Here is a 20,599-nt window from a genome sequence, read left to right as displayed (position 1 = left end):
CACAATTCAGAAAAAAATTATATCTTTGCGCCCTTAATTAACAGAGGTCGAGTACCTCAAAATTTAATCATACGATTATGTCAGTAAAAATTAGATTACAAAGACACGGTAAAAAAGGAAAACCTTTTTACTGGGTTGTAGCTGCAGATGCACGCTCAAAAAGAGATGGTAAATACTTAGAGAAAATCGGTACTTACAATCCAAACACTAACCCTGCAACTATCGACTTAAACCTTGATAGCGCTGTAAAATGGTTACACAATGGTGCACAACCAACTGATACTGCAAGAGCTATCCTTTCTTACAAAGGAGCTTTATTGAAACACCACCTTGATGGAGGTATTCGTAAAGGTGCTTTAACTCAAGAACAAGCTGATGCAAAATTAGCTGCTTGGTTAGAAGCTAAAGCTGGAAAAGTTGATGCTAAAAAAGACGGTTTAACAAAAGCGCAAGCTGATGCTAAAGCTAAAGCTTTTAAAGCAGAGCAAGAAGTTAATGCTAAACGTTTAGCTGCTGCAGCTCAGGCTGAAGCTGATGCTATCGCTGCTGAAACTCCTGCAGTTGAAGAAGAAGTTGCTGAAGTTGAAGCTGATGCTGCAACTGAAGAAGCTCCTGCTGCTGAAGAAAATAACGAAACAACTGAAGCATAATTTTAGCTAGCGAGAATGCGTAAAGAAGAATGTTTTTATTTAGGTAAAATCGCTAAAAAATTTAGTTTCAAAGGTGAAGTTCTGGCTTATTTAGACACGGACGAACCTGAGTTATACGAAAATCTGGAATCAGTGTTTATTGAATGCAATAAACACCTGGTTCCTTTTTTTATTGAAAAAAGTTCATTGCACAAAAACGACTTTCTAAGAATTCGTTTTGAAGACATGAATACAGAAGAAGATGCAGATGCCATTATGGGAAATGCTATTTATCTTCCTTTAAGTATGTTGCCAAAACTTTCTGGCAACAAGTTTTATTTTCACGAAGTTATTGGTTTCGAAATTGAAGATCAGCGTTTAGGCGTTTTCGGAAAAATTGTTGCCGTTAACGACACTACTGCTCAACCACTTTTTGAAGTTTTAAATGGCGAAGTCGAAATGCTAATTCCGATGATCGATCATTTTCTTGTAAAAATTGACAGAGAAAACAAGAAGGTTATCATGAACCTGCCAGAAGGATTGGTTGAAATGTACTTGTAAAAAGTTTTCAGTTTTCGGTCACAGTTTTCATCTGCTCACTTTTCTTAAATCTTTATTTTAAATTTTTCAGTAATGTCTAAATTCACTTTCAAGCAATTTTCTATCGAACAAGATAAAACCGCTATGAAAGTCGGAACCGATGGCGTTTTACTTGGTGCCTGGGCTCCGGTAAATCATAATCCGTTTAGTATTTTAGATATTGGTGCCGGAACCGGAATTATTGCTTTAATGCTTGCTCAGCGTACTTTTTCCGAACAAATTGATGCTCTTGAAATTGATGAAGAAGCTTACGAACAAGCCGTTGATAATTTCGAAAACTCACCTTGGGGAGATCGTTTATTTTGTTTTCATGCGGGTCTGGACGAATTTATCGAAGAACCGGAAGACGAATATGATTTGATTGTTTCAAATCCTCCTTTTTATGCCGAAGATTACAAAACAGAAAATGAACAGCGCGATTTAGCTCGTTTTCAGGATGCAATGCCTTTTGAAGAGTTAATTGAAGCTGCTGATTTATTACTTTCAGAAAACGGGATATTCGCTTTAATCATTCCTTTCAAAGAAGAAGATAAATTTATCTCACTTGCGAAAGAATCCGAATTATATCCAGTTAAAATTACCCGCGTAAAAGGAACTCCAACTTCTGAAATAAAACGTAGTTTATTGGCATTTAGCCGAAATGAAAATCCTGAAATTGAAATCGATGAATTAATTATCGAAATTGACAGGCATGTTTATACTCCTGAATATATTGAGCTGACTAAAGAATTTTATTTGAAAATGTAATTTTTAAACTTGCTCAAAAATACTTTTAAACTGATACAGGATTCTTTCGAGCAATCGCAGATCTTCGGTTACAATTTCTGCACTTCCTTTCATTTCCTGCTGAAAAACAATTTGCTTCTTATAAGAAGTTTTTAATCCGTTTGGAAGGGCAACATCCAATAATAAATTTCCGTCTTTATCCGGAACTAAAGATATATTCTGGATTTTACCATATAAAACACCAAATTCCCTGTCCGGAAAATTTGCCAGACGAATATTTACTTTCTGCCCTACTTTTATTTTTCCAGAATTTAATGCGGGTGCTTTTACTTTTCCAACAAAACCATTTTTAGCGTCGGGAATTATCGAAAACACATTATCACCTGTATTTATAGTTTGATTTTCTGTCCAAACCTGCAAAAAAGTAACAACACCACTAACCGATGATTTCAGGGTATAATTAAGCTCCCAGTCTTTTATTACTTTTTTTAGCTGATAGAAAGACTGCGCCATACCGCGTTCCAGATTAACTTCCTCTTTAGTGTTGTTTATATGAGAACTCTGGCTCGATTTTGTATTATCGATCAAAGCGGATCTTAATTGAGAAATAGAGGTTAAAAGGCTCTTATAGCTCTTTTGGGCCTGGAGATAACCTAATTTTTTGGCTTCCATTTCCTGAGCCGAAATAATTCCTTTATTGAATAAAGTTTCAAAGCGGGCAATTTCATTTTTTTGAAGCTGTAACTCGCTTTCATTCAATATTTTTTGCTGCTGCAGAATATCCAATCTTTCCTTTATCTGAATTTTTTCTGAAATCTGCGCCCTGTTTTCTACTTCATACGGATGCAAACTTTCATTTAATTGCTGCGCCTGATAATCTTTTTGAAAAACAGCATATGCACTTTCAATTTCTCCTAACTGTGTGTTTTTTAATAAAGCAAATGGAAATTCTTTTTTTGGATCGTTGATATTATATTCATCAACAATTTTTTTCAATAAAAAAACATTTTTATAATTGGCTGTATTTTCGATAATTGCCAATGTTGTATTTTTTTCTACTATCGATTTATCCTTAACCAAAATCGCTTCAATTCTTCCCGAAGTCTTTGAAACTATTTTTTCTGGTGGAATATTGGTTGTAATCACAATTTCGGTATTTACAACATCCGGATATTTAATAAACCAGGACACAAAAAACAACATGAAAATTATCACGAATATCAAAACTGTTCCCCAGCGTATCATCCAATGTGGTACTTTGGTGAGAATGTCCTGAACTTCTTCACTTCTTAATTCAAATGTATCTTCTGCCATGTTTAATTTCCTAATTGTAATTGATTTCTAACCAACTCAAAATAATTCCCTTTTTGTTCTACTAAAGCCGAATGTGAACCAATTTCAATGATTTTCCCTTTGTCCAAAACCACAATTTGATCGGCGTTCATAACTGTACTTAATCGGTGTGCGATCACAACTACGGTTTTATCTTTAAAGAAGATGTCGAGTTTTCGCATAATTTCTCTTTCGTTATTGGCATCCAAAGCCGAAGTTGCTTCATCAAAAAACAAAATTTCAGGATTTTTATAAACGGCTCTGGCTATCAGTAATCGCTGTTTTTGTCCGGTGCTCATTCCTAATCCTTCAGAACCAATTTTTGTGTTATAATCTAGTGGTAAACCGCTTACATATTCTTTTATATTGGCTACGTCTGCAGCATAAACCAATCGTTCTTTATCGACTTTATCTACTCCAATGGCAATATTATTGGCAATGGTATCACTAAAAATAAAGCCTTCCTGCATTACGGCTCCAATATTAGATCGCCATGCTTTTTGAGAAATATTTTTTAATTGTGTGTTTCCAATATTGACTTCTCCGGTATTGGGCTCATAAAATTTGAGTAATAATTTCATGAGGGTTGTTTTTCCGCTTCCGCTAACGCCCACTATTGCGGTGACTTTATTGGCTGGGATTACCAAGCTTAAATTCTCCAGTACCGGAATATCAGATCCTAAATATCGGAATGAAAGGTTTTTTATATCAATATCAGCATCATAAGGAACATCATTTGTTTGATTGGTTTCTTGTTGTATTTCATCTTCTTTTTCATGAATTTCAGATAATCTGGCTAATGATATTTTCGCATCCTGAAGTTCTCGAACAAATTCAATAAGTTGCGTGATTGGCCCGTTTAAACTTCCAACAATCGAGCTGATGGCCAGCATCATCCCGAGGGTAATTGAGCCATCGATAACTAATTTTGCAGATAAAAAGATGATGAAAATATTTTTCAATTCATTGATTACAGAAGATCCAATGGTTTGTGTTTGTTCTAACACCAATCCCTTAATCGAAACCCTGAAAAGTCTTGCCTGTACATACTCCCAACCCCAACGTTTTTGTTTTTCGGCATTGTGCAGCTTGATTTCCTGCATTCCGTTAATAAGTTCCATTACTTTGCTCTGCTCTTGAGAAACTTCGGCAAAACGCTTATAATCCAGCACTTCTCTTCTTTTTAAGAATAAAGTGATCCATCCAAAATAAAGAATACTTCCGGCAAAAAACACAAAGAAAATCTGAAGGTTAAAATAAGCTAAAACACCTCCCATGACAAACATATTAATTACAGAGAACAATACATTTAAGGATGATGTAGTTAGAATTCGTTCAATTCGTCGATGATCATTGATACGCTGCATGATATCACCGGTCATACGTACATCAAAGAATGAAATTGGAAGATTCATCAGTTTAATGAAGAAATCTGATATTAACGAAATGTTTATTCGGGTAGAAAGATGGAGTAAAATCCAGCTTCTAATGAGTTCTAAACCTGTTCTTCCGGCAAAAAGAAATAACTGCGCAAAAAGAATTAAATAAATAAAATTGATATTCTGGTTTTGTATCCCAATATCGACAATACTTTGAGTTAAAAACGGAAAAATCAACTGTAATAAACTGCTGGCCAATAAACCGATACTTAATTGCACCAAAAATGATTTGTAGCGCAAAACATATTGTGCCAATAATCCAAACCCTAAACCTTTATTTTCTTCTTTATCAAATTCTGATTGAAAAAACTTTGGAGTTGCTTCCACCAGTAATGCGATTCCTTCCTGAGTTGATTCATCTGCATTGTTTCCTATCCAAAATTTAAGGAAGTCTTGTTCATTATATTCTATCAATCCGAAACCCGGATCAGAAACATAATATTTACCTTTTTTAATTTTATAAAGGACTACATAATGGTTTTTATTCCAATGCAAAATACAAGGCAATGGAGCTTCTTCCAGCCTTTTTACATTTAGTTTTACTCCTAAAGTTCTAAAACCAATTTTCTCGGCAGCATCGCTCAGAAAAAGCAAATTACTTCCTTCACGAGTTGTTTCGCTACTATCGCGTAACTCCTGAATATGGATTGTTTTGCCGTAATGCTTAGCGATAATTTTTAAACACGTTGGTCCACAATCTTTATAATCTGCTTGTTTGTAATTGGTGAATTTTTTCAATTATAAATTAGGTTTATTAAAAGCAATATTATACAAAAATTCTTAAAAAAAGAAAAATAATGATCTGAAATGTGCTATATCACAATTTCAATTTTAATCAAATTTACTAATTTCAAAAACATTATAATTATCTACATATGAGAATATTACATGAATAAAAAACAAAAAAACTTTGTTAACTAAATAACAAAGTTTTTATTCTTACTCTTAAAATATTTATTATTTTAAATATTTATGATTCTAGTAGGCAACTCTCATTAATAACTGCCCCGCAAGTTTCACCTTCACCTGGATGTATAATACCTGCAAAAGTACCATCAGGACAATAACAAGCCTCAGCTCCGGGACCTTTACCATTAATGTTTTTTTGCTCATTTTTGCTTAAAACTTCAACACCTTTTAAATCTTTTAGGTTTTTCATAATTAGGTTTTTTGATTTTGATTAGTACTTCAATCACTTTAAGACAGTTGAAGTTTCTGTCTATTTTTTATTGAACAGAATAAATTATCTCAAAAAAAAACAGAGAGAAATAATCCTCTCTGTTTCATCTAAAAAAGTGTAAAATTTAAGTAATACAATTTCTCTAGGATATGGCACTGGTTAGCCCTAACCAATTAAAACCAACTCAGTGGCCACCTTTCCTGAGAATCCCGACACCAATCATCAATGTGGGGATATTTGCTCAATGTTCCACGATCGAGCGCCTACAAATTAAAAAAAACATGACTAAATTCTAATAAGGCTTTATCGTTATTACTTTTTTTATTGTTATTGTTTAAGAAAACTAGCAACAAAGTCTGTTTGATTCGCAAATACCTGACTCCGTATCCAAAGGACAATTTTCGCCAACTGACATTAGTAAACATCCTGCTTCAATTGCATAAACCCAACATTCCGGAATTCCTCCCTTCATTGATTTTTGCTCTATTTTGGTTATTTTTTGAGCACTTCCAGGTTTAAAATTTTCTTTAACATGATTTTTATTTTAAATTATTCTATTCTATTCCAGGAGGAAGAGGAAATGGATAATTACAGTTTCCTGTACTTCCTTCTTCTATTCCAGGAATTGATCCATCAGCACATAATGAGTAACAATATGCACTTACCTTACGGCTTCCTGTGTAACAAAAACATTTACAGGTTGCAGGTTGAACAGGCAATCCTCCAAAAATGTTCTTTTGTTCTATTGTACTTAACCTTTGAACTCCTTCCAGATTTATAATATTTTTTAACATAACAAGTAGTATTAGTTTATATTATTATCATTAATTAAGATCCACATGGCGGTCCAAAAACATTACAAACTCCGCCTGTCCAATTTATTTCAAGAGGAAAGTAAGCTCGACATTCAACGTAAGTTTTTAAACCTACTGAATTCCATGCATCACATTGTAAGTTGTTATTAGGCACTGAACCTCCTTTAATCGTTTTTTTTTCTTCAGTAGTTAATTCCTGAACGTCAACTAAGCTTAAAAGTTTTTTCTTCATGATTAAAGGTTATTTGATTCGTTAAATGTTTTTATTATTTAGCAAGCAGTTGTACCAAGTGGCACACAAAGCCAGAAAGAAGGCACTGTTCCAAATTCTGTACATCTTTTTGCTACAAAACCTTCCTCGCAAACAGGTGCATTACCACCAGTAATTGATTTTTGCTCATTAGCACTTAATTCTTTAGCTCCTTTAAGGTTTAAAATGTTCTTTAGCATGATATTTAGGTTTTGTTTGTTACTTGTTCTTTTGTTTTTGTTTAAGCTTCAAATGATTTCTTAATCTATACCTCCACAGCAACATCCTCCACTAGTTGCAGTAGGAAAATTTGCTGGGCAGGCAGTACCGCCTTTGTGAACACAAATTCCCGCAAAAATCGCATCAGCACATTCTTTTGTTATTCCGCCATTAATACTTTTTTGCTCCAATTTTGTAAGCTCATAAGCTCCATCTAGTTTTAAAATCTTTTTTAGCATAACAATAGTTTTTTAGTTTGAATAAATAATATCTTCAATCAGTTTAAGACATTTGAAGTTATGTCTATCCATACCTATGGATATTGTTAGGGGCTAAGCTATTTTTTCTAAAACTTCAACTTCTTCAACAAAATCGTTTAAGAAATATTTTAGTTCATTTAATTCATATTCCTCTGGATATAATTTTTCATTTACAATTTTAACTGGCGTATAATTAAAATTGTTTTTTGAACACCATTCATATTGCTTTTGTATTTCCTGATTGATCATCATACTAACTGGTTCAGTATGCCATTTTTTCAACCATTTTTTAAGCTCCATTTTTTTAATATGCCAATCTGAAATTGCTTCCACAATTTTGCCGGGAGTAGCTCTATTTATTGTTAAAAGCCTTTCGACAACAATTTTATACGGATTCTCGGCATTTTCAGGATTAACATTAAATAATATATTTAAAAATATTCTGTCCGGGAATTTCAAAACCAAATCAAATGCCTCCTGAAATGTTTTATGACAATGTCCACAACTAGGGCTTAAAACTATCGAAAGCTTAACTCCCGCGTTTCTGTTCCCAAAATGTAAACCTCTTAAGTCTTCTAAACCATTTGCATTCGGTATTTTTTTAGATAAGAAATTCAATAAAGAATAATTTCTTTTGAATTTTTTAAGCTCTTTTACATTGTTATCACTATTCAATACATTTCTTACAACAGGTTTTATTAATAACCAGGCTGATGTTAAGAGAACCAATGCAAATAAAAACGGAAATATACTAGTCAAACTAAAACTTAGCGTAAACAAATCTGAGGAGAACCAAAGAATACTTTGTGAAAAAATCAGAAATGAAACAACCAAACACATTACACACCATTTTTGAATTTCGAATTTTTGTATCCAAATTGATGTTACAATAATAGGAATCGCCAATAAACTTAGAAAACCTATAAAAATTGTCGAATCTAAAGGTCTTAACAGAATAGCAAGAAAAGATGAACCAAAGAAAATCAGAGGTAAATCTGAAAAATTAATCCATTTATTAGTATTACTATCAAAATTAAGAACTGAACTGCAGGAAGTATTGGTGGTTAAATTGCAAAACTTTGAAATAATATTGGTTTTAAAACCTAATTTTTCCTGAACAATAAAAACACTTACGATCAATCCTAAAAGTGAAGTGATCAAAAACACAAGACTGAATGCAGTATAAGTATTGTAGAAGAATGAAAAACCAAATAAAATCAATAAAGGCAAAAAGTATTTTACATCTTTATATTCACTTTTAAAGTTATCTCTTGCTACAACATTATTAGGTTCAATTGCAACGATTACACCATTCCAGTCCAAAAGGAAATTATCGTATGATATTTTTTGACCTGTTTTTTTATTTGTATCAATTCGAACAAATTCTTTTGTTCTTTCAACCAAAGTCAGTTCATCTTTAAAATAAGCCAAAAAATTAGAGGGTAAGTTTTCGATTTGTTCTTTCGAAACTCTTACAGCAGCATTCTCCACAGACAACAAATCTAACGAATCTGTTATCGCAAATAAGCTTGGATAATTTGGATGAGAAAGAAACAAATCTTTGAACTCATTTTTCACCTCCGAATACTTATTAATTTGAAGAAATTTCTGTACTAATTTTAACATCGTTTTGTGCCTTTTAAATCGTAATGACAATGCAAATATTGTTGTTTTTATTGGAAAAAAATCATCGAATGCACACATTTTATTAATTATACTACATACAATTTATAAATTATATCAGTCTGAATAAATCAAACAAACACTTGTATATCAAAGAATTATACTAAATTTATGTTCATAAATTTCTCTAAAAGTTCATTTTCGATCAAGGGTTTTGCTTTTTGCCTAGTTTTGAAATATCAATAACCATAACACGTAAAAACATGACAGGTAAGACATTAAAATTAGAGGATTTTGCAGTTGAGAAATTGACAAAAAAACAACAAAAAACGATTCATGGAGGTGATGATCCAGGGGGTGGAATCGAGCCTACAAAAGGGGGTGGAACTGGTGGTAATCCATAAAAATTAATCTAATAATCGTACTAATAAAACATACAAATCATGGCAACTAAAAAATTAAAATTCGAAGATTTTGATATAGAAAAGATATCTAAAAATCAACAAAAAACAATTAAAGGTGGTGACGGGGAAGACATCGATCCAAATAAATTGAAAGGTCTAGGGAATCCTTAATTTACAGGAATGAACTAAATATTATTCGCAAACTGAGCTGGAGATACTCCAGTTCTTTTGCGAAATGATTTAGCAAAAGACACTGCGTTTTTAAAACCTACACTTTCGGCAATAGCCTGCGTAGAGTATTTGCGATACATATGATTTGTAATCATTTCATTGATTACGTAATTAATTTTAAGTTCGTTTGAGTATTCTCCAAAAGATTTACCAAATCGTTTATTTACAACATAGGATAAATAAGTGGTATTGGTTTTTATCTTTTTAGCAACATACGATAACGTAAAATCGGGATTTAAATATTCTAATTTATTCTCAAGTGCCAATAATTTTTCGACTATTTTATTTTCTTTGGCTTCATCAATACTCAAATTGACATTTTCTTTTTTAAGCAGAACGTCCTCTATTTCTGGTTCTGGTTCTTCATTTTGAGCGATTATCTGATTTTCTTTCTTCTCTAAATTGGCTTTAAATTCTTCAATTAAAGCATTCATTTTTTTATGTGCTTTATTTTTATCTCTTATATTTTTTATCAATAAAAAGACGATGCCAATTACCAATAAAACGTAAAACACTCTTAATGCTTTGTTTAACAGTACTTCGTTTTCAAACTTTTCCTGAATACCAACCATTTCATCACTTAAATCTACAGTTCCAAGTTTATAATTAACTTCTAAAGCTTCATTATTTAATTTTGCTTCAGATTTTTCGTAGTTATCAAGATAAATCTTAGAATATTTATAAGCTAATTCAGGTTCTTTCTTTATATTATAGATTTTAGCCAAATAGTAATTTGCCTTTAAAAAGTTTTCATCCTTAATATTGTTCGCCTGAGCAATAGAATCTACCCGCTTTAAAAAAACGAGTGCTTTATCATACTTTTTTGTTTCGTAATATAAATTACCGAGATTATAATTGGCAATAGTAATACCTCTAATAATATTATTTTGTCTGGCAATAAATAAAATATCGTAATAGTTTTTTTCAGCATTTTTGTAGTCCTTTTTAAAGGAATAAATATTACCCAAACTTATCTTAGCACCCATTCTATTAATTGTAATATTCTGGGAATATGAGAGCGTTTTCTTATAAAAATATTCAGCAGAATCTAACAAATATTTTTTGTTTTGATTTTTCATGTAACTGCTTTCATACGAACCTCCTAAAGTAATATTATTATTACTTTTTATAGTATTAAATTGTTCTTTGGTATAGAGATTTTCATTTTGATCTACTACATTATCAAGTTGTCGCAAATTTTTAATCGCCAGCTGATAATTACCAACAGCTTCATTAACATACGCAATATTACCTTTAAACTTTACGATCTGAATAATATCATCCAACTGCATGGAGAGTTTCATCCCTTGCTGATAATTCTCTAGTGCACTGCTAAAGTTACCTCTCCTATACTCTATTAATCCTCCATAATTATATAAATATGATTTAAGACGCGTTTTGTCTCTGGATTCAGGCATTTTATCCAAATACTTAAATGCCGAAAGATACCTTTCTTTAGATTTTGCTGTGTTACTTTTTAATTGAAATAAATAAGAAAGTGAAGCATTAGCGAAAGCCACATGCTTATTATTGTTAGACTTTTCCATTATATATGCATATATGAAAGCGCTGTCTACGTTTTTGTTTGTATTGAGCCGAATTTTATCCTGCAAGAGCAAATATTCCTGTTCTGTTAATTCTTTCTTTTGCTGGGCAAAAGAGACATTTAGAACAAGAAAAAGTAAAAAAGAGATGATCAGCCTCATTTATTATGTTTTTGGAATTCAAAAATAGTGCATATATTTTCAATAAACTACATTTAACTTGCCAATTTCCTATTAATTTTATTCTATCAACAAAAAAATATAACAAAACGTTTTTGTTTTGTTATATTTTTATTACGTAAATTTGTTTTTGTAAAACTACCAAAAAATGAAACCAGACTTATTTCAAGCTCCAGATTACTACAACCTTGACGATTTATTGACAGACGAACATAAATTAGTTCGCGAATCTGCTCGTGCCTGGGTTAAAAGAGAAGTTTCTCCTATTATAGAAGAATATGCTCAAAAAGCAGAATTTCCAAAACAAATCATAAAAGGACTTGGAGAAATAGGCGGTTTCGGCCCCTATATTCCGGTTGAATACGGAGGTGCGGGATTAGATCAAATTTCTTACGGTTTAATCATGCAGGAAATCGAACGTGGTGATTCTGGTGTAAGATCGACTTCATCGGTGCAATCTTCCTTAGTTATGTATCCTATCTGGAAATATGGAAACGAAGAACAACGAATGAAATATTTACCAAAACTTGCTACTGGAGAATTCATGGGCTGTTTTGGTTTAACAGAACCAGATCACGGCTCTGATCCGGGAAGTATGATTACCAATTTTAAAGATATGGGAGATCATTATCTTTTAAATGGTGCCAAAATGTGGATCTCGAATGCTCCATTTGCAGATATTGCCGTTGTTTGGGCAAAAAACGAAGAAGGAAGAATTCACGGTTTAATTGTAGAACGCGGAATGGAAGGTTTTACAACTCCTGAAACGCATAACAAATGGTCGCTTCGTGCATCATCAACAGGTGAATTGATTTTTGATAATGTAAAAGTTCCTAAAGAAAATCTTTTACCAAATAAATCCGGATTGGGAGCTCCGCTTGGCTGCTTAGATTCTGCCAGATACGGAATCGCCTGGGGAGCAATTGGTGCTGCAATGGATTGTTACGATACCGCTTTACGCTATGCAAAAGAGAGAATTCAATTTGGAAAACCAATTGGAGGAACACAATTACAGCAGAAAAAACTGGCAGAAATGATTACCGAAATCACAAAAGCGCAATTATTAACCTGGCGTTTAGGTGTTTTAAGAAATGAAGGAAAAGCAACAACATCTCAAATTTCTATGGCAAAACGTAATAATGTAGATATGGCGATTCATATTGCGAGAGAAGCCAGACAAATGCTGGGCGGAATGGGAATAACAGGCGAATATTCTATTATGCGTCATATGATGAATCTTGAAAGTGTTATTACTTACGAAGGAACCCACGACATTCATTTATTGATAACCGGGATGGATGTAACTGGAATTCCAGCGTTTAAATAATAAACAACTATTAAAATATTTGCAAAAACAATATGAAAAGCTTCTTCTTACCGAGAAGCTTTTTATCTTTGCAAAAAATTCCACAAATGAATATTGAAACTATAAACAATAGCATTCAACCACAAAAAGAGCAATTATTAAGACATTCCTTATACAATAAAATTCAAAGCATTGATGACTTGCACAGCTTCTTAGAAAGTCACGTTTTTGCAGTTTGGGATTTTATGTCGTTATTGAAAGCTTTACAAGCCAAACTTACGTGTACTACTACACCCTGGTTTGCAACAAAAAATCCTGAAACCAGATATTTAATCAACGAAATTGTCCTGGCAGAAGAAACAGATTTGACTATTGACGGAAGAAGACAAAGTCATTATGAAATGTATCTTGAAGCCATGGAAGATTGCGGAGCCGATACAACCGGGATCAACACTTTTCTATCTGAAGTAAATTCATTGCACAATATTTTTGTCGCTATAAAACAAAGTTCATTACATCCTGATGTAAAAGCATTTTTGGATTTTACATTTAGAGTTATCGAGCAAGGTAAACCACACGAAATTGCCGCTGCTTTTACTTTCGGAAGAGAAGATTTGATTCCGAGTATGTTTACTGAAATCCTGAAAAACTTTCAAAAAAATCTTCCTGAAACAGATTTAAGCAAATTGCTTTATTATTTTGAAAGACACATCGAACTTGATGCCGATGAACACGGACCAATGGCGATGCAAATGATTTCTGATTTATGTGAAGATGATGCCCAAAAATGGAAAGATGTTGAAGAAATTTCGATTTTAGCATTAGAAAAACGAATCGGACTTTGGAATGCCATTGAAGAACAAATTCTGCTAAAAACAGAAATGGTATAAAAACCAAAACAATATATTTAACGTAACTATTTGTTTAGAATGAACCCTCTAATTTATTTAAATTATGAAGCCACAAATCAAGCAAATAGTTACTGTTATTTTTTCTATCTTCCTTTTAAGCTGTAGTTCTGACGAAATAAGTTCAGAAACTTCAGATTCTCCAATAATTTCAATTCCTAAAATTCCGCTTGCGAGCTCTATAAAATATCTGGCTTTAGGCGACAGTTATACTATCGGACAAAGTGTTTGTGAAACTTGTAATTATCCTCAACAACTAAATACAAGTTTAGAAGCGATATATCCTGAAACGAAATTTTCGTTAAAAATAATTGCCAAAACAGGCTGGACAACTTCAAATTTGATTTCGGCAATAAATGAAGATAATCCACAATCGAATTATGATTTGGTGACGCTTTTAATTGGAGTAAATAATCAATATCAGGGCATAAATTTTTCGGTTTACGAAAAAGAATTTCCCGAATTATTGAACAAAGCTATTACTCTCGCAAAAGGTGATAAAAAAAATGTTGTCGTACTCTCCATTCCCGATTATGCCTTTACTCCTTTTGGAACCATGTTTGGCGGAACTACGAAAATTTCAACTGAAATCGAAAAATACAATTCCTTCGCAGAAAATTACTGCAAAGCAAACGAAGTCACTTTTGTTTCTATCACAGACATTACACAAAAAGGAATTCAAATTCCTTCTTTAGTCGCAGGGGATGGTTTACATCCGTCAAAAGAAGCTTATACTTTATTTGTTGAGCGTATTTTTCCGAAAGTTAAAGTGGCTTTGCAGGATTAGTTTTTCTTAAAGCAAAATAACTATTTTTATAAAATGCAAATTTCCCCATCAAAAGAATTAACATCTTATATTAAGCATTATCTGTTTTTAGACAATAATCAAACTGCTATTCAAAAACTTAGATTGTTTTCTGATGGCAATACCGGCGTGGTATTCTCTTTAAAAAGTAAACTTATATCAGAAATCAATAATGATGAAGTAAAAAAATATTTACCAGCTTCTTTTTTATACGGACAGCTTCATGGTTTTAAAGATATTTATTCTGAAAATGAAACATCTTTAATCATTGTGGTCTTCCAGCCTAATGGAATTTACCAATTACTAGGAATTCCTGCCACAGAAATTCAGGATTCTATTATTCCTATTGAAGAAGTTTTTGACCAAAAAGTTGCTGCACTTCAGGAAAAATTATCCCGACAAAATAATCAAACGCGTGTTGAACTTTTAAATCATTTTTTCAGATCATTAATTGCTAAAAAATCGGTTTCAAATCAGTCCATAATAAATAATTCCTTAGATTTTATCCTTATAAACAAAGGAGATTTCTCTGTAAAACAATTAGTTGAATATACTGGTTACACCGAAAGACATCTTGAAAGAAAATTCAAAGAATGCATTGGATTAAATCCGAAGAAATTTGGTAACGTTATAAGGCTACATCATTTTCTAAAATTACTAAATAATAAATCTGACGCTACAAACCTAACGGCAATTTGTTACGATGCCGGATTTTCAGATCAATCGCATTTAATAAAAGATTTTAGAAAACATACCGGAATATCCCCCCGGGAATATTTATTTAATAGCAGAAAACTAGCCAATAATCTTATCAAAACATTTCCTGTTTCAACATTTTAAAATGTCGGTTTTATACAATTTATAAAATATTGCTAATGCTATTTTTGACCCAAATAAATAGCAGAATATGAAAAACCTAAAAATAGCCACCGCTCAGTTTGAGAATAAAAGTGGCGATAAAAACTATAATTTATCTGTAATTGAACAACTTTCAAGGAAAGCAGCCAATGAAGGTTGTGATGTAATTTCGTTTCATGAATGTTCTATCACCGGATATACCTTTGCAAGACACTTATCAAAAGAACAAATGCTGCATTTGGCGGAAATTATTCCGGATGGTGAAAGTATTTTAAAACTCATTGAAATTGCAAAAAATAATGACATCATAATATTAGCAGGTCTTTTTGAGAAAGATGAAAATGATAATTTATTCAAAGCTTATGTTTGTGTTGACAAAAATGGAGTAGTCGCAAAATATAGAAAATTACATCCGTTTATAAATCCGTATCTCACTGCGGGAGATAAGTACTGTGTTTTTGAAATTAAGAGCTGGAAATGCGGAATTTTAATTTGTTACGACAATAATATTATAGAAAATGTTCGTGCAACAAAACTTTTAGGTGCCGATATTATTTTTATGCCACACGTAACAATGTGTACACCATCCACCCGGCCAGGAGCTGGTTTTGTTGCACCTCAACTTTGGGAAAACCGTGAAGCTGACCCAACTTCTTTACGATTAGAATTTGATGGAATGAAAGGCAGGGACTGGTTAATGAAATGGTTACCTGCAAGGGCTTATGATAATGCTATTTATGCCGTATTCTCAAACCCAATTGGCATGGATGACGATCAATTAAAAAATGGCTGTTCGATGATTATTGATCCTTTTGGAGATATTTTGGCCGAATGCAGAACTTTTGATGATTCTTTCACTACAGCCATAATCATTCCCGAAAAACTAATTCAGGCTGGAGGAAATCGTTACATAAAAGCCAGAAAACCAGAATTATATCGGAATATTATTGGACAAAATCACAAATCTCAGCAAAATGTTGCTTGGTTAAAAACTGATAAAAAAAGTTAAAACTAATAATTTATAGCACTTTAAATACCCGAAGATTTATCTTTACACAATTCATAAATCTACAGAATACACCCTAATAATGGAATTTTTTAAAACTAAAAATGAAGATATCGATGCTCTTTTTGATATCTATAATGCAGCAACGTCTTATCAAAAAACAGTTAACAATAAAAGCTGGAGAGGTTTTGAAAGAACACTAATAGAAAAAGAAATAGCCGAAAATCGACATTTTATCATTAAAGAAGGAAATGAAATTGCCTGTACCTTTGTTATTACTTTTAATGATTTAATAATTTGGAAAGAAGCCAGTTTAGATCCTGCAATTTATCTTCATCGCATTGCTACAAATCCAAAATTCAGAGGACAATCGTACGTAAAAAAAATCGTAGAATGGGCAAAAACGTATGCAAAACAAAATAACAAATCATACATTAGACTTGACACACACAGCGGAAATGAAAGAATAAACAAATACTATATGAGTTGTGGTTTTGATTACAAAGGCATAAGTACCATCGAATGGACCGACGAATTACCGGAACATTATAAAGAAGGCTCTTTTAGTTTGTTCGAGATTAAGTTATAATTCTCTTCGATAGCAAAGAGATGATTTTAGTATAGAATTATTTCTTCTTTGGATTCAAATTTCTGTTTGTATTTTCTATAGCATCAATAAAATGCTTTTCTACTTCAGATAAGTCATTTTTGGTCAATTCCTTATATCTTAAATATTCTTTATTTGCTTTATCTATAGCTTTTTGATGGCTAATTGCACCACAATGATCCAAAATTTCATTTCCTGTTATTTTTATAAACTCGTCTAATTTTTCAATCCAGGAACTCATATACATTGGCTTACGGTTCAATGCCTGTATTTCTGCAAGGTCAAGATATGCAGTTACTATTCGGTTCAAAATATTTAATTCTTCTTCATTCAAATAATTTTTCGCAACTTCTATTTCTTGTTTAGTTGGTTTTGTTCCTTTAAAATTAGTTAATCCCAAATTAGGATGTTGTGCATTTATACGGTGATAAATAATTTCGGCAGCGGTGTGTCCATGTGCAGCCCAATGCATTTTGTTTTGTATCGTTTGGAAAAATAATACACTGCTTTCAGACTTTGGATCATAATCAACACTTGTAGAATAAATGTCTAAAACTTTTCGCCAAAATACTTTTTCAGAAGAACGTATGTCTCTAATACGATTCAAAAGCTCTTCAAAATAGTTTTCACTTCCCGCTTGTTTAAGCAATTCATCATTCATTGTAAATCCCTTTACAATATATTCACGAAGTCTTTCCGTAGACCATTGACGAAATTTAGTTCCTTGGTGACTTTTTACTCGATAGCCTACAGAAATAATGACATCCAGGTTATAAAACTTTACTGGTTTATCTGAATTTGCAATGTGCAAAATTTGCACATTGCTTTTTTCAACTAATTCTCCATCCTTAAAAACATTCGCGATATGCTTGGTAATTACAGTTCTGTCTTTACCAAAAAGTTCTGCCATTTGGGCTTGTGTAAGCCAAACCGTTTCGTTCTCTAATCTAGTTTGTATTTTGGTTAAACCATCATCAGTACTATAAATTATAATCTCGCTTTTGTTCATATTCTAAATAAAAAAAAATATTTTTAGTAGGTAAGTATCATTATTAGGTATAATCAAATGTATATTAGTAATCCCGCATCTCAAAATATTAAGAAAGTTATTTTGAATGTTCAATGTATGATTTGATAAGTTGGAGAAAGTTAATAAAAAAAACCTCGAAATATAGATTCCGAGGTTTGGTATTATTTAAGTTAAATTCGCAGAGAGGAAGGGATTCGAACCCTCGATACAGTTACCCATATACTAGCTTTCCAGGCTAGCTCCTTAAACCACTCGGACACCTCTCTATTTTGGTTTGCAAAGAACACAAAAAAAACTGAGTTAGAAAAACAAAATCAAAGATTACTTTACATACTTTTTCTAAATTCTTCCATAAACAGTTTTACCGCTTTCTTTTGATATGCACCTTCAATCGTTAACATAAACGAATCTCTTTGCGTTGTAACTCCCGTAATGTTAATCGCTTTTATATTATTCCAGCCTTGTAAAGCTTTCTCTGTCACAATGGTAGCCCAATAATCACTATCACCTACCAAACGTAATAAAGCATGAACTGCGTTTAATTCTATCGAAACTTTTGGTTTCATATTATTTTTTAAAAACAATTCATCCAAAAACTCTCTCGAATTAAATCCTTTTACGGGTAAAATAAGTGGCAGATCTTCTATTTTTTTAAAAGTTATCTCATCTAAAACTGCTAATGGATGTGCTTTTGAAACAGCCAAAACCAATTTTGACCTAAATAACGGCTCTTTTTGAAAAGGAAGTTCAATTTCATTTGAAGAAATTACCAAAACCAAATCTAATTCGTTGTTTAAAAGTTTTTGTTCCAAAGGTTCCGTTGTGCCATATTCAACGACAATTTTTAAATTTGGATATGTTTTGGCAAACAAATTGACAACCGGCAAAACTAAAAGTCCGAAAATATAGGTTACGCCAATTCGTAATTCGCCGCCAATCATTTGGTTCAAATCGTCAATCGCCTGTTTACCGCTTTGTACATTTTCTATAATTTGTTTGGCATGAATCAGGAAAACAGAACCCGCTTCGGTAAGCTGCACTTTCTTTCCAATCCTCACAAACAAAGGCATTCCCAGCTCTTCTTCAAGTTTTTTTATTTGCTGAGACAATCCTGATTGCGTTACAAAGCACAATTCCGCAGCTTTTGTAAAATGAAGAACTTCGGCTGTTTTAATAAAATATTCTAGTTGATAAATCTCCATATTGATAAGTTTAAATACTTATTATCAGTAAAATTATTAATTTTTCTAATGAAATCATAATCCCGAACTTTGTAAAAAATATTTAAGGTTATGTTTAAAGCGTTAAGATCAAAAAACTTCAAGTTATTCTTTTACGGACAATCTGTTTCTGTTGTTGGAACGTGGTTACAGAAAACTGCTGTAAGTTGGATGGTTTACAGCGTTACAGGTTCAGTTTTCCTATTAGGATTAACGACCTTTTTAAGTATGATTCCATCTTTATTTTTGGCACCATTGGCAGGAAGCATTATAGGCCGTTATGACAAACACAAAGCCATGATTTTATTGCAGTCTCTCGCCATGTTTCAGGCTGGAGCTTTGGCTTTATTGATTTATTTAAAAATATACAATATCAATTTTATTTTGGCATTAAGTCTTTTTCAGGGAATTATAAACTCTTTTGACATGACTTGCAGACAAACAATGATGATTGACATTGTCGACAATAAAGAAGATTTATCAAACGCTGTTGCCTTAAATTCTACTTTAAATAATTTTGCCCGAATTGCTGGTCCGGCTCTTGCCGGAATTATTTTGCACCAATATGGTGAAGACATTTGTTTTATTGGAAATTTCCTTAGCTACATTCCCGTTTTGATTTCACTATTAATGATGAAAATAACTCCACATATTAAAGCAACAGATAAATTTAAAATGCTGGAAGATTTTATCGAAGGTTTTGATTATGTAAAGAAAGAAACTGAAATGGCAAAAATGCTTTTGATGCTAATGTGCAGTAGCTTATTCGTTATTTCTTTTAATACTTTGATGCCTGTTTTTGCAAAAGATATTTTTAGCGGAAATGCTCAAACCTTTAGCTGGTTTGAAAGCGCAGCCGGAATTGGTTCTATTTTATCAGCCATTTATCTGGCAAATCTTAAAAGATCTGACATTATGGGCAAAATAATGATTGCTGCGAGCTTATTGTTAGGGTTTAGCATCATTATACTAGCGTATTCAAATAGTTTAACTGTGGCGCTTATTTGCATGGCTCTGAGCGGTGTAGGGATGATGGCACAAACCTCATCTATAAACATTTACATTCAAACGCAAAGTGCCGTTAATATGCGTTCCAGAAGTATTAGTTATTATTTAATGGCATACCAGGGGATGATTCCTGTGGGAAGTTTAATCATTGGTTACGTTTCACACATCATCGGAACCAGAAATACAGTCGCGATTCAGGGAATTATCTGTATTATTTCGGTAATTGTTTATGTGTATTATAAAAGACAGAGTGTTTCTGAAGAATTGGAGACTTGTCCGGTTGAGTATAGAAATTCTAAAATTTAAATTTCAAATTTCAATTATACACAATCTTGTCATTTCGTCGGAGCAGACCCGAGCGATAGCGAACAGACGAAGTAAATCTCCACAAGAAACTCGACAAAGACTGGAACATTAGA

General features: G+C 32.4%; 24 protein-coding genes and 1 tRNA gene. 12 read left to right on the top strand and 13 right to left on the bottom strand.

What is annotated here, in order from left to right; translation table 11 throughout:
• Positions 1 to 77: 77 nt before the first annotated feature.
• The 3 genes from SD960_RS06810 (at position 78) to SD960_RS06800 (ending at position 1,976) form a co-directional block, all read left to right on the top strand.
• Positions 78 to 650, top strand: coding sequence for a 30S ribosomal protein S16 (locus SD960_RS06810; RefSeq protein ID WP_302094325.1), 573 nt, complete (start codon positions 78 to 80; stop codon positions 648 to 650).
• A gap of 15 nt (positions 651 to 665) precedes the next feature.
• On the top strand, positions 666 to 1,190 hold the full coding sequence (gene rimM / locus SD960_RS06805) for a ribosome maturation factor RimM (protein ID WP_115844181.1): 525 nt from the start codon (positions 666 to 668) through the stop codon (positions 1,188 to 1,190).
• A 72-nt stretch (positions 1,191 to 1,262) separates the two neighbouring features.
• Positions 1,263 to 1,976 carry a tRNA1(Val) (adenine(37)-N6)-methyltransferase gene (locus SD960_RS06800; protein ID WP_318801738.1) on the top strand — a complete coding sequence of 238 codons (714 nt, stop codon included), beginning with the start codon at positions 1,263 to 1,265 and terminating at the stop codon, positions 1,974 to 1,976.
• Positions 1,977 to 1,979: 3 nt separating this feature from the next.
• Here the strand turns inward: SD960_RS06800 and SD960_RS06795 are convergent, their stop codons facing one another.
• The 9 genes from SD960_RS06795 to SD960_RS06755 all read right to left on the bottom strand — a co-directional run bounded on the left by SD960_RS06795 (position 1,980) and on the right by SD960_RS06755 (position 9,076).
• Complete coding sequence (locus SD960_RS06795; RefSeq protein ID WP_318801736.1) at positions 1,980 to 3,269, bottom strand: HlyD family secretion protein; 1,290 nt, start codon at positions 3,267 to 3,269, stop codon at positions 1,980 to 1,982.
• Between the two features lie 2 nt (positions 3,270 to 3,271).
• On the bottom strand, positions 3,272 to 5,464 hold the full coding sequence (locus SD960_RS06790; RefSeq protein WP_318801734.1) for a peptidase domain-containing ABC transporter: 2,193 nt from the start codon (positions 5,462 to 5,464) through the stop codon (positions 3,272 to 3,274).
• Between the two features lie 232 nt (positions 5,465 to 5,696).
• Positions 5,697 to 5,885: a hypothetical protein gene (locus SD960_RS06785; RefSeq protein ID WP_318801732.1), complete on the bottom strand. Its 189-nt coding sequence runs from the start codon at positions 5,883 to 5,885 to the stop codon at positions 5,697 to 5,699.
• 364 nt (positions 5,886 to 6,249) lie between these two features.
• The gene (locus tag SD960_RS06780) at positions 6,250 to 6,378 is read right to left on the bottom strand and encodes a hypothetical protein (RefSeq protein ID WP_318801731.1); all 129 of its coding nucleotides are present in this window, start codon (positions 6,376 to 6,378) and stop codon (positions 6,250 to 6,252) included.
• 82 nt (positions 6,379 to 6,460) lie between these two features.
• Positions 6,461 to 6,700, bottom strand: a complete 240-nt coding sequence (locus SD960_RS06775) for a hypothetical protein (protein WP_318801729.1) — start codon at positions 6,698 to 6,700, stop codon at positions 6,461 to 6,463.
• 34 nt (positions 6,701 to 6,734) lie between these two features.
• Entirely contained in the window at positions 6,735 to 6,953 is a 219-nt protein-coding gene (locus tag SD960_RS06770; protein ID WP_318801727.1) for a hypothetical protein, read from the bottom strand.
• Between the two features lie 38 nt (positions 6,954 to 6,991).
• Positions 6,992 to 7,171 carry a hypothetical protein gene (locus tag SD960_RS06765; RefSeq protein WP_318801726.1) on the bottom strand — a complete coding sequence of 60 codons (180 nt, stop codon included), beginning with the start codon at positions 7,169 to 7,171 and terminating at the stop codon, positions 6,992 to 6,994.
• 60 nt (positions 7,172 to 7,231) lie between these two features.
• The gene (locus SD960_RS06760; protein ID WP_318801724.1) at positions 7,232 to 7,429 is read right to left on the bottom strand and encodes a hypothetical protein; all 198 of its coding nucleotides are present in this window, start codon (positions 7,427 to 7,429) and stop codon (positions 7,232 to 7,234) included.
• A gap of 93 nt (positions 7,430 to 7,522) precedes the next feature.
• Positions 7,523 to 9,076 (bottom strand): vitamin K epoxide reductase family protein, encoded by a 1,554-nt coding sequence (locus SD960_RS06755; protein ID WP_318801723.1) that lies wholly within the window; start codon positions 9,074 to 9,076, stop codon positions 7,523 to 7,525.
• Between the two features lie 260 nt (positions 9,077 to 9,336).
• On the opposite strand from SD960_RS06755, the gene SD960_RS06750 reads away from it, so the two are divergent.
• Positions 9,337 to 9,477, top strand: coding sequence for an rSAM-modified peptide (locus SD960_RS06750; protein WP_318801722.1), 141 nt, complete (start codon positions 9,337 to 9,339; stop codon positions 9,475 to 9,477).
• Between the two features lie 39 nt (positions 9,478 to 9,516).
• Entirely contained in the window at positions 9,517 to 9,648 is a 132-nt protein-coding gene (locus SD960_RS06745) for an rSAM-modified peptide (protein WP_318801721.1), read from the top strand.
• Between the two features lie 14 nt (positions 9,649 to 9,662).
• Here the strand turns inward: SD960_RS06745 and SD960_RS23695 are convergent, their stop codons facing one another.
• Entirely contained in the window at positions 9,663 to 9,974 is a 312-nt protein-coding gene (locus tag SD960_RS23695) for a helix-turn-helix domain-containing protein (protein WP_413230376.1), read from the bottom strand.
• A 1,606-nt stretch (positions 9,975 to 11,580) separates the two neighbouring features.
• On the opposite strand from SD960_RS23695, the gene SD960_RS06735 reads away from it, so the two are divergent.
• From SD960_RS06735 to SD960_RS06710, 6 genes are all read left to right on the top strand, one after another.
• Positions 11,581 to 12,759 carry an acyl-CoA dehydrogenase family protein gene (locus tag SD960_RS06735; RefSeq protein WP_042563298.1) on the top strand — a complete coding sequence of 393 codons (1,179 nt, stop codon included), beginning with the start codon at positions 11,581 to 11,583 and terminating at the stop codon, positions 12,757 to 12,759.
• Between the two features lie 86 nt (positions 12,760 to 12,845).
• Positions 12,846 to 13,628 carry a DUF3050 domain-containing protein gene (locus SD960_RS06730; protein ID WP_318801719.1) on the top strand — a complete coding sequence of 261 codons (783 nt, stop codon included), beginning with the start codon at positions 12,846 to 12,848 and terminating at the stop codon, positions 13,626 to 13,628.
• A 64-nt stretch (positions 13,629 to 13,692) separates the two neighbouring features.
• On the top strand, positions 13,693 to 14,433 hold the full coding sequence (locus SD960_RS06725; protein ID WP_318801718.1) for an SGNH/GDSL hydrolase family protein: 741 nt from the start codon (positions 13,693 to 13,695) through the stop codon (positions 14,431 to 14,433).
• Positions 14,434 to 14,466: 33 nt separating this feature from the next.
• Positions 14,467 to 15,291, top strand: coding sequence for a helix-turn-helix domain-containing protein (locus tag SD960_RS06720; RefSeq protein WP_318801716.1), 825 nt, complete (start codon positions 14,467 to 14,469; stop codon positions 15,289 to 15,291).
• Positions 15,292 to 15,358: 67 nt separating this feature from the next.
• Positions 15,359 to 16,318, top strand: coding sequence for a nitrilase family protein (locus SD960_RS06715; RefSeq protein ID WP_318801715.1), 960 nt, complete (start codon positions 15,359 to 15,361; stop codon positions 16,316 to 16,318).
• Between the two features lie 79 nt (positions 16,319 to 16,397).
• A complete protein-coding gene (locus tag SD960_RS06710) occupies positions 16,398 to 16,904 on the top strand; it encodes a GNAT family N-acetyltransferase (RefSeq protein ID WP_318801714.1) in 507 nt (168 codons plus the stop codon).
• Positions 16,905 to 16,941: 37 nt separating this feature from the next.
• On the opposite strand, the gene SD960_RS06705 is transcribed toward SD960_RS06710, so the two are convergent.
• The 3 genes from SD960_RS06705 to SD960_RS06695 form a co-directional block, all read right to left on the bottom strand.
• Positions 16,942 to 17,931, bottom strand: coding sequence for a virulence RhuM family protein (locus SD960_RS06705; protein WP_318801713.1), 990 nt, complete (start codon positions 17,929 to 17,931; stop codon positions 16,942 to 16,944).
• A gap of 200 nt (positions 17,932 to 18,131) precedes the next feature.
• Positions 18,132 to 18,218: transfer RNA gene (locus SD960_RS06700), tRNA-Ser, on the bottom strand.
• Between the two features lie 60 nt (positions 18,219 to 18,278).
• Positions 18,279 to 19,154: a LysR substrate-binding domain-containing protein gene (locus SD960_RS06695; RefSeq protein WP_318801712.1), complete on the bottom strand. Its 876-nt coding sequence runs from the start codon at positions 19,152 to 19,154 to the stop codon at positions 18,279 to 18,281.
• A 90-nt stretch (positions 19,155 to 19,244) separates the two neighbouring features.
• On the opposite strand from SD960_RS06695, the gene SD960_RS06690 reads away from it, so the two are divergent.
• On the top strand, positions 19,245 to 20,486 hold the full coding sequence (locus SD960_RS06690; protein WP_318801711.1) for an MFS transporter: 1,242 nt from the start codon (positions 19,245 to 19,247) through the stop codon (positions 20,484 to 20,486).
• Positions 20,487 to 20,599 lie beyond the last annotated feature (113 nt).

Source organism: Flavobacterium sp. MMLR14_040 (assembly GCF_033657265.1).
Classification (GTDB): Bacteria; Bacteroidota; Bacteroidia; order Flavobacteriales; family Flavobacteriaceae; genus Flavobacterium.
This window is presented reverse-complemented; position numbering and strand designations above follow the sequence as displayed.

Excerpts from the sequence above, each read along its gene's own strand:
- SD960_RS06810 (WP_302094325.1), top strand. The coding sequence starts at position 78 with ATGTCAGTAAAAATTAGATTACAAAGACACGGTAAAAAAGGAAAACCT.
- rimM (WP_115844181.1), top strand. The coding sequence starts at position 666 with ATGCGTAAAGAAGAATGTTTTTATTTAGGTAAAATCGCTAAAAAATTT.
- SD960_RS06800 (WP_318801738.1), top strand. The coding sequence starts at position 1,263 with ATGTCTAAATTCACTTTCAAGCAATTTTCTATCGAACAAGATAAAACC.
- SD960_RS06795 (WP_318801736.1), bottom strand. The coding sequence starts at position 3,269 with ATGGCAGAAGATACATTTGAATTAAGAAGTGAAGAAGTTCAGGACATT.
- SD960_RS06785 (WP_318801732.1), bottom strand. The coding sequence starts at position 5,885 with ATGAAAAACCTAAAAGATTTAAAAGGTGTTGAAGTTTTAAGCAAAAAT.
- SD960_RS06780 (WP_318801731.1), bottom strand. The coding sequence starts at position 6,378 with ATGAAGGGAGGAATTCCGGAATGTTGGGTTTATGCAATTGAAGCAGGA.
- SD960_RS06775 (WP_318801729.1), bottom strand. The coding sequence starts at position 6,700 with ATGTTAAAAAATATTATAAATCTGGAAGGAGTTCAAAGGTTAAGTACA.
- SD960_RS06770 (WP_318801727.1), bottom strand. The coding sequence starts at position 6,953 with ATGAAGAAAAAACTTTTAAGCTTAGTTGACGTTCAGGAATTAACTACT.
- SD960_RS06765 (WP_318801726.1), bottom strand. The coding sequence starts at position 7,171 with ATGCTAAAGAACATTTTAAACCTTAAAGGAGCTAAAGAATTAAGTGCT.
- SD960_RS06760 (WP_318801724.1), bottom strand. The coding sequence starts at position 7,429 with ATGCTAAAAAAGATTTTAAAACTAGATGGAGCTTATGAGCTTACAAAA.
- SD960_RS06755 (WP_318801723.1), bottom strand. The coding sequence starts at position 9,076 with ATGTTAAAATTAGTACAGAAATTTCTTCAAATTAATAAGTATTCGGAG.
- SD960_RS06750 (WP_318801722.1), top strand. The coding sequence starts at position 9,337 with ATGACAGGTAAGACATTAAAATTAGAGGATTTTGCAGTTGAGAAATTG.
- SD960_RS06745 (WP_318801721.1), top strand. The coding sequence starts at position 9,517 with ATGGCAACTAAAAAATTAAAATTCGAAGATTTTGATATAGAAAAGATA.
- SD960_RS06735 (WP_042563298.1), top strand. The coding sequence starts at position 11,581 with ATGAAACCAGACTTATTTCAAGCTCCAGATTACTACAACCTTGACGAT.
- SD960_RS06730 (WP_318801719.1), top strand. The coding sequence starts at position 12,846 with ATGAATATTGAAACTATAAACAATAGCATTCAACCACAAAAAGAGCAA.
- SD960_RS06725 (WP_318801718.1), top strand. The coding sequence starts at position 13,693 with ATGAAGCCACAAATCAAGCAAATAGTTACTGTTATTTTTTCTATCTTC.
- SD960_RS06720 (WP_318801716.1), top strand. The coding sequence starts at position 14,467 with ATGCAAATTTCCCCATCAAAAGAATTAACATCTTATATTAAGCATTAT.
- SD960_RS06715 (WP_318801715.1), top strand. The coding sequence starts at position 15,359 with ATGAAAAACCTAAAAATAGCCACCGCTCAGTTTGAGAATAAAAGTGGC.
- SD960_RS06710 (WP_318801714.1), top strand. The coding sequence starts at position 16,398 with ATGGAATTTTTTAAAACTAAAAATGAAGATATCGATGCTCTTTTTGAT.
- SD960_RS06705 (WP_318801713.1), bottom strand. The coding sequence starts at position 17,931 with ATGAACAAAAGCGAGATTATAATTTATAGTACTGATGATGGTTTAACC.
- SD960_RS06695 (WP_318801712.1), bottom strand. The coding sequence starts at position 19,154 with ATGGAGATTTATCAACTAGAATATTTTATTAAAACAGCCGAAGTTCTT.
- SD960_RS06690 (WP_318801711.1), top strand. The coding sequence starts at position 19,245 with ATGTTTAAAGCGTTAAGATCAAAAAACTTCAAGTTATTCTTTTACGGA.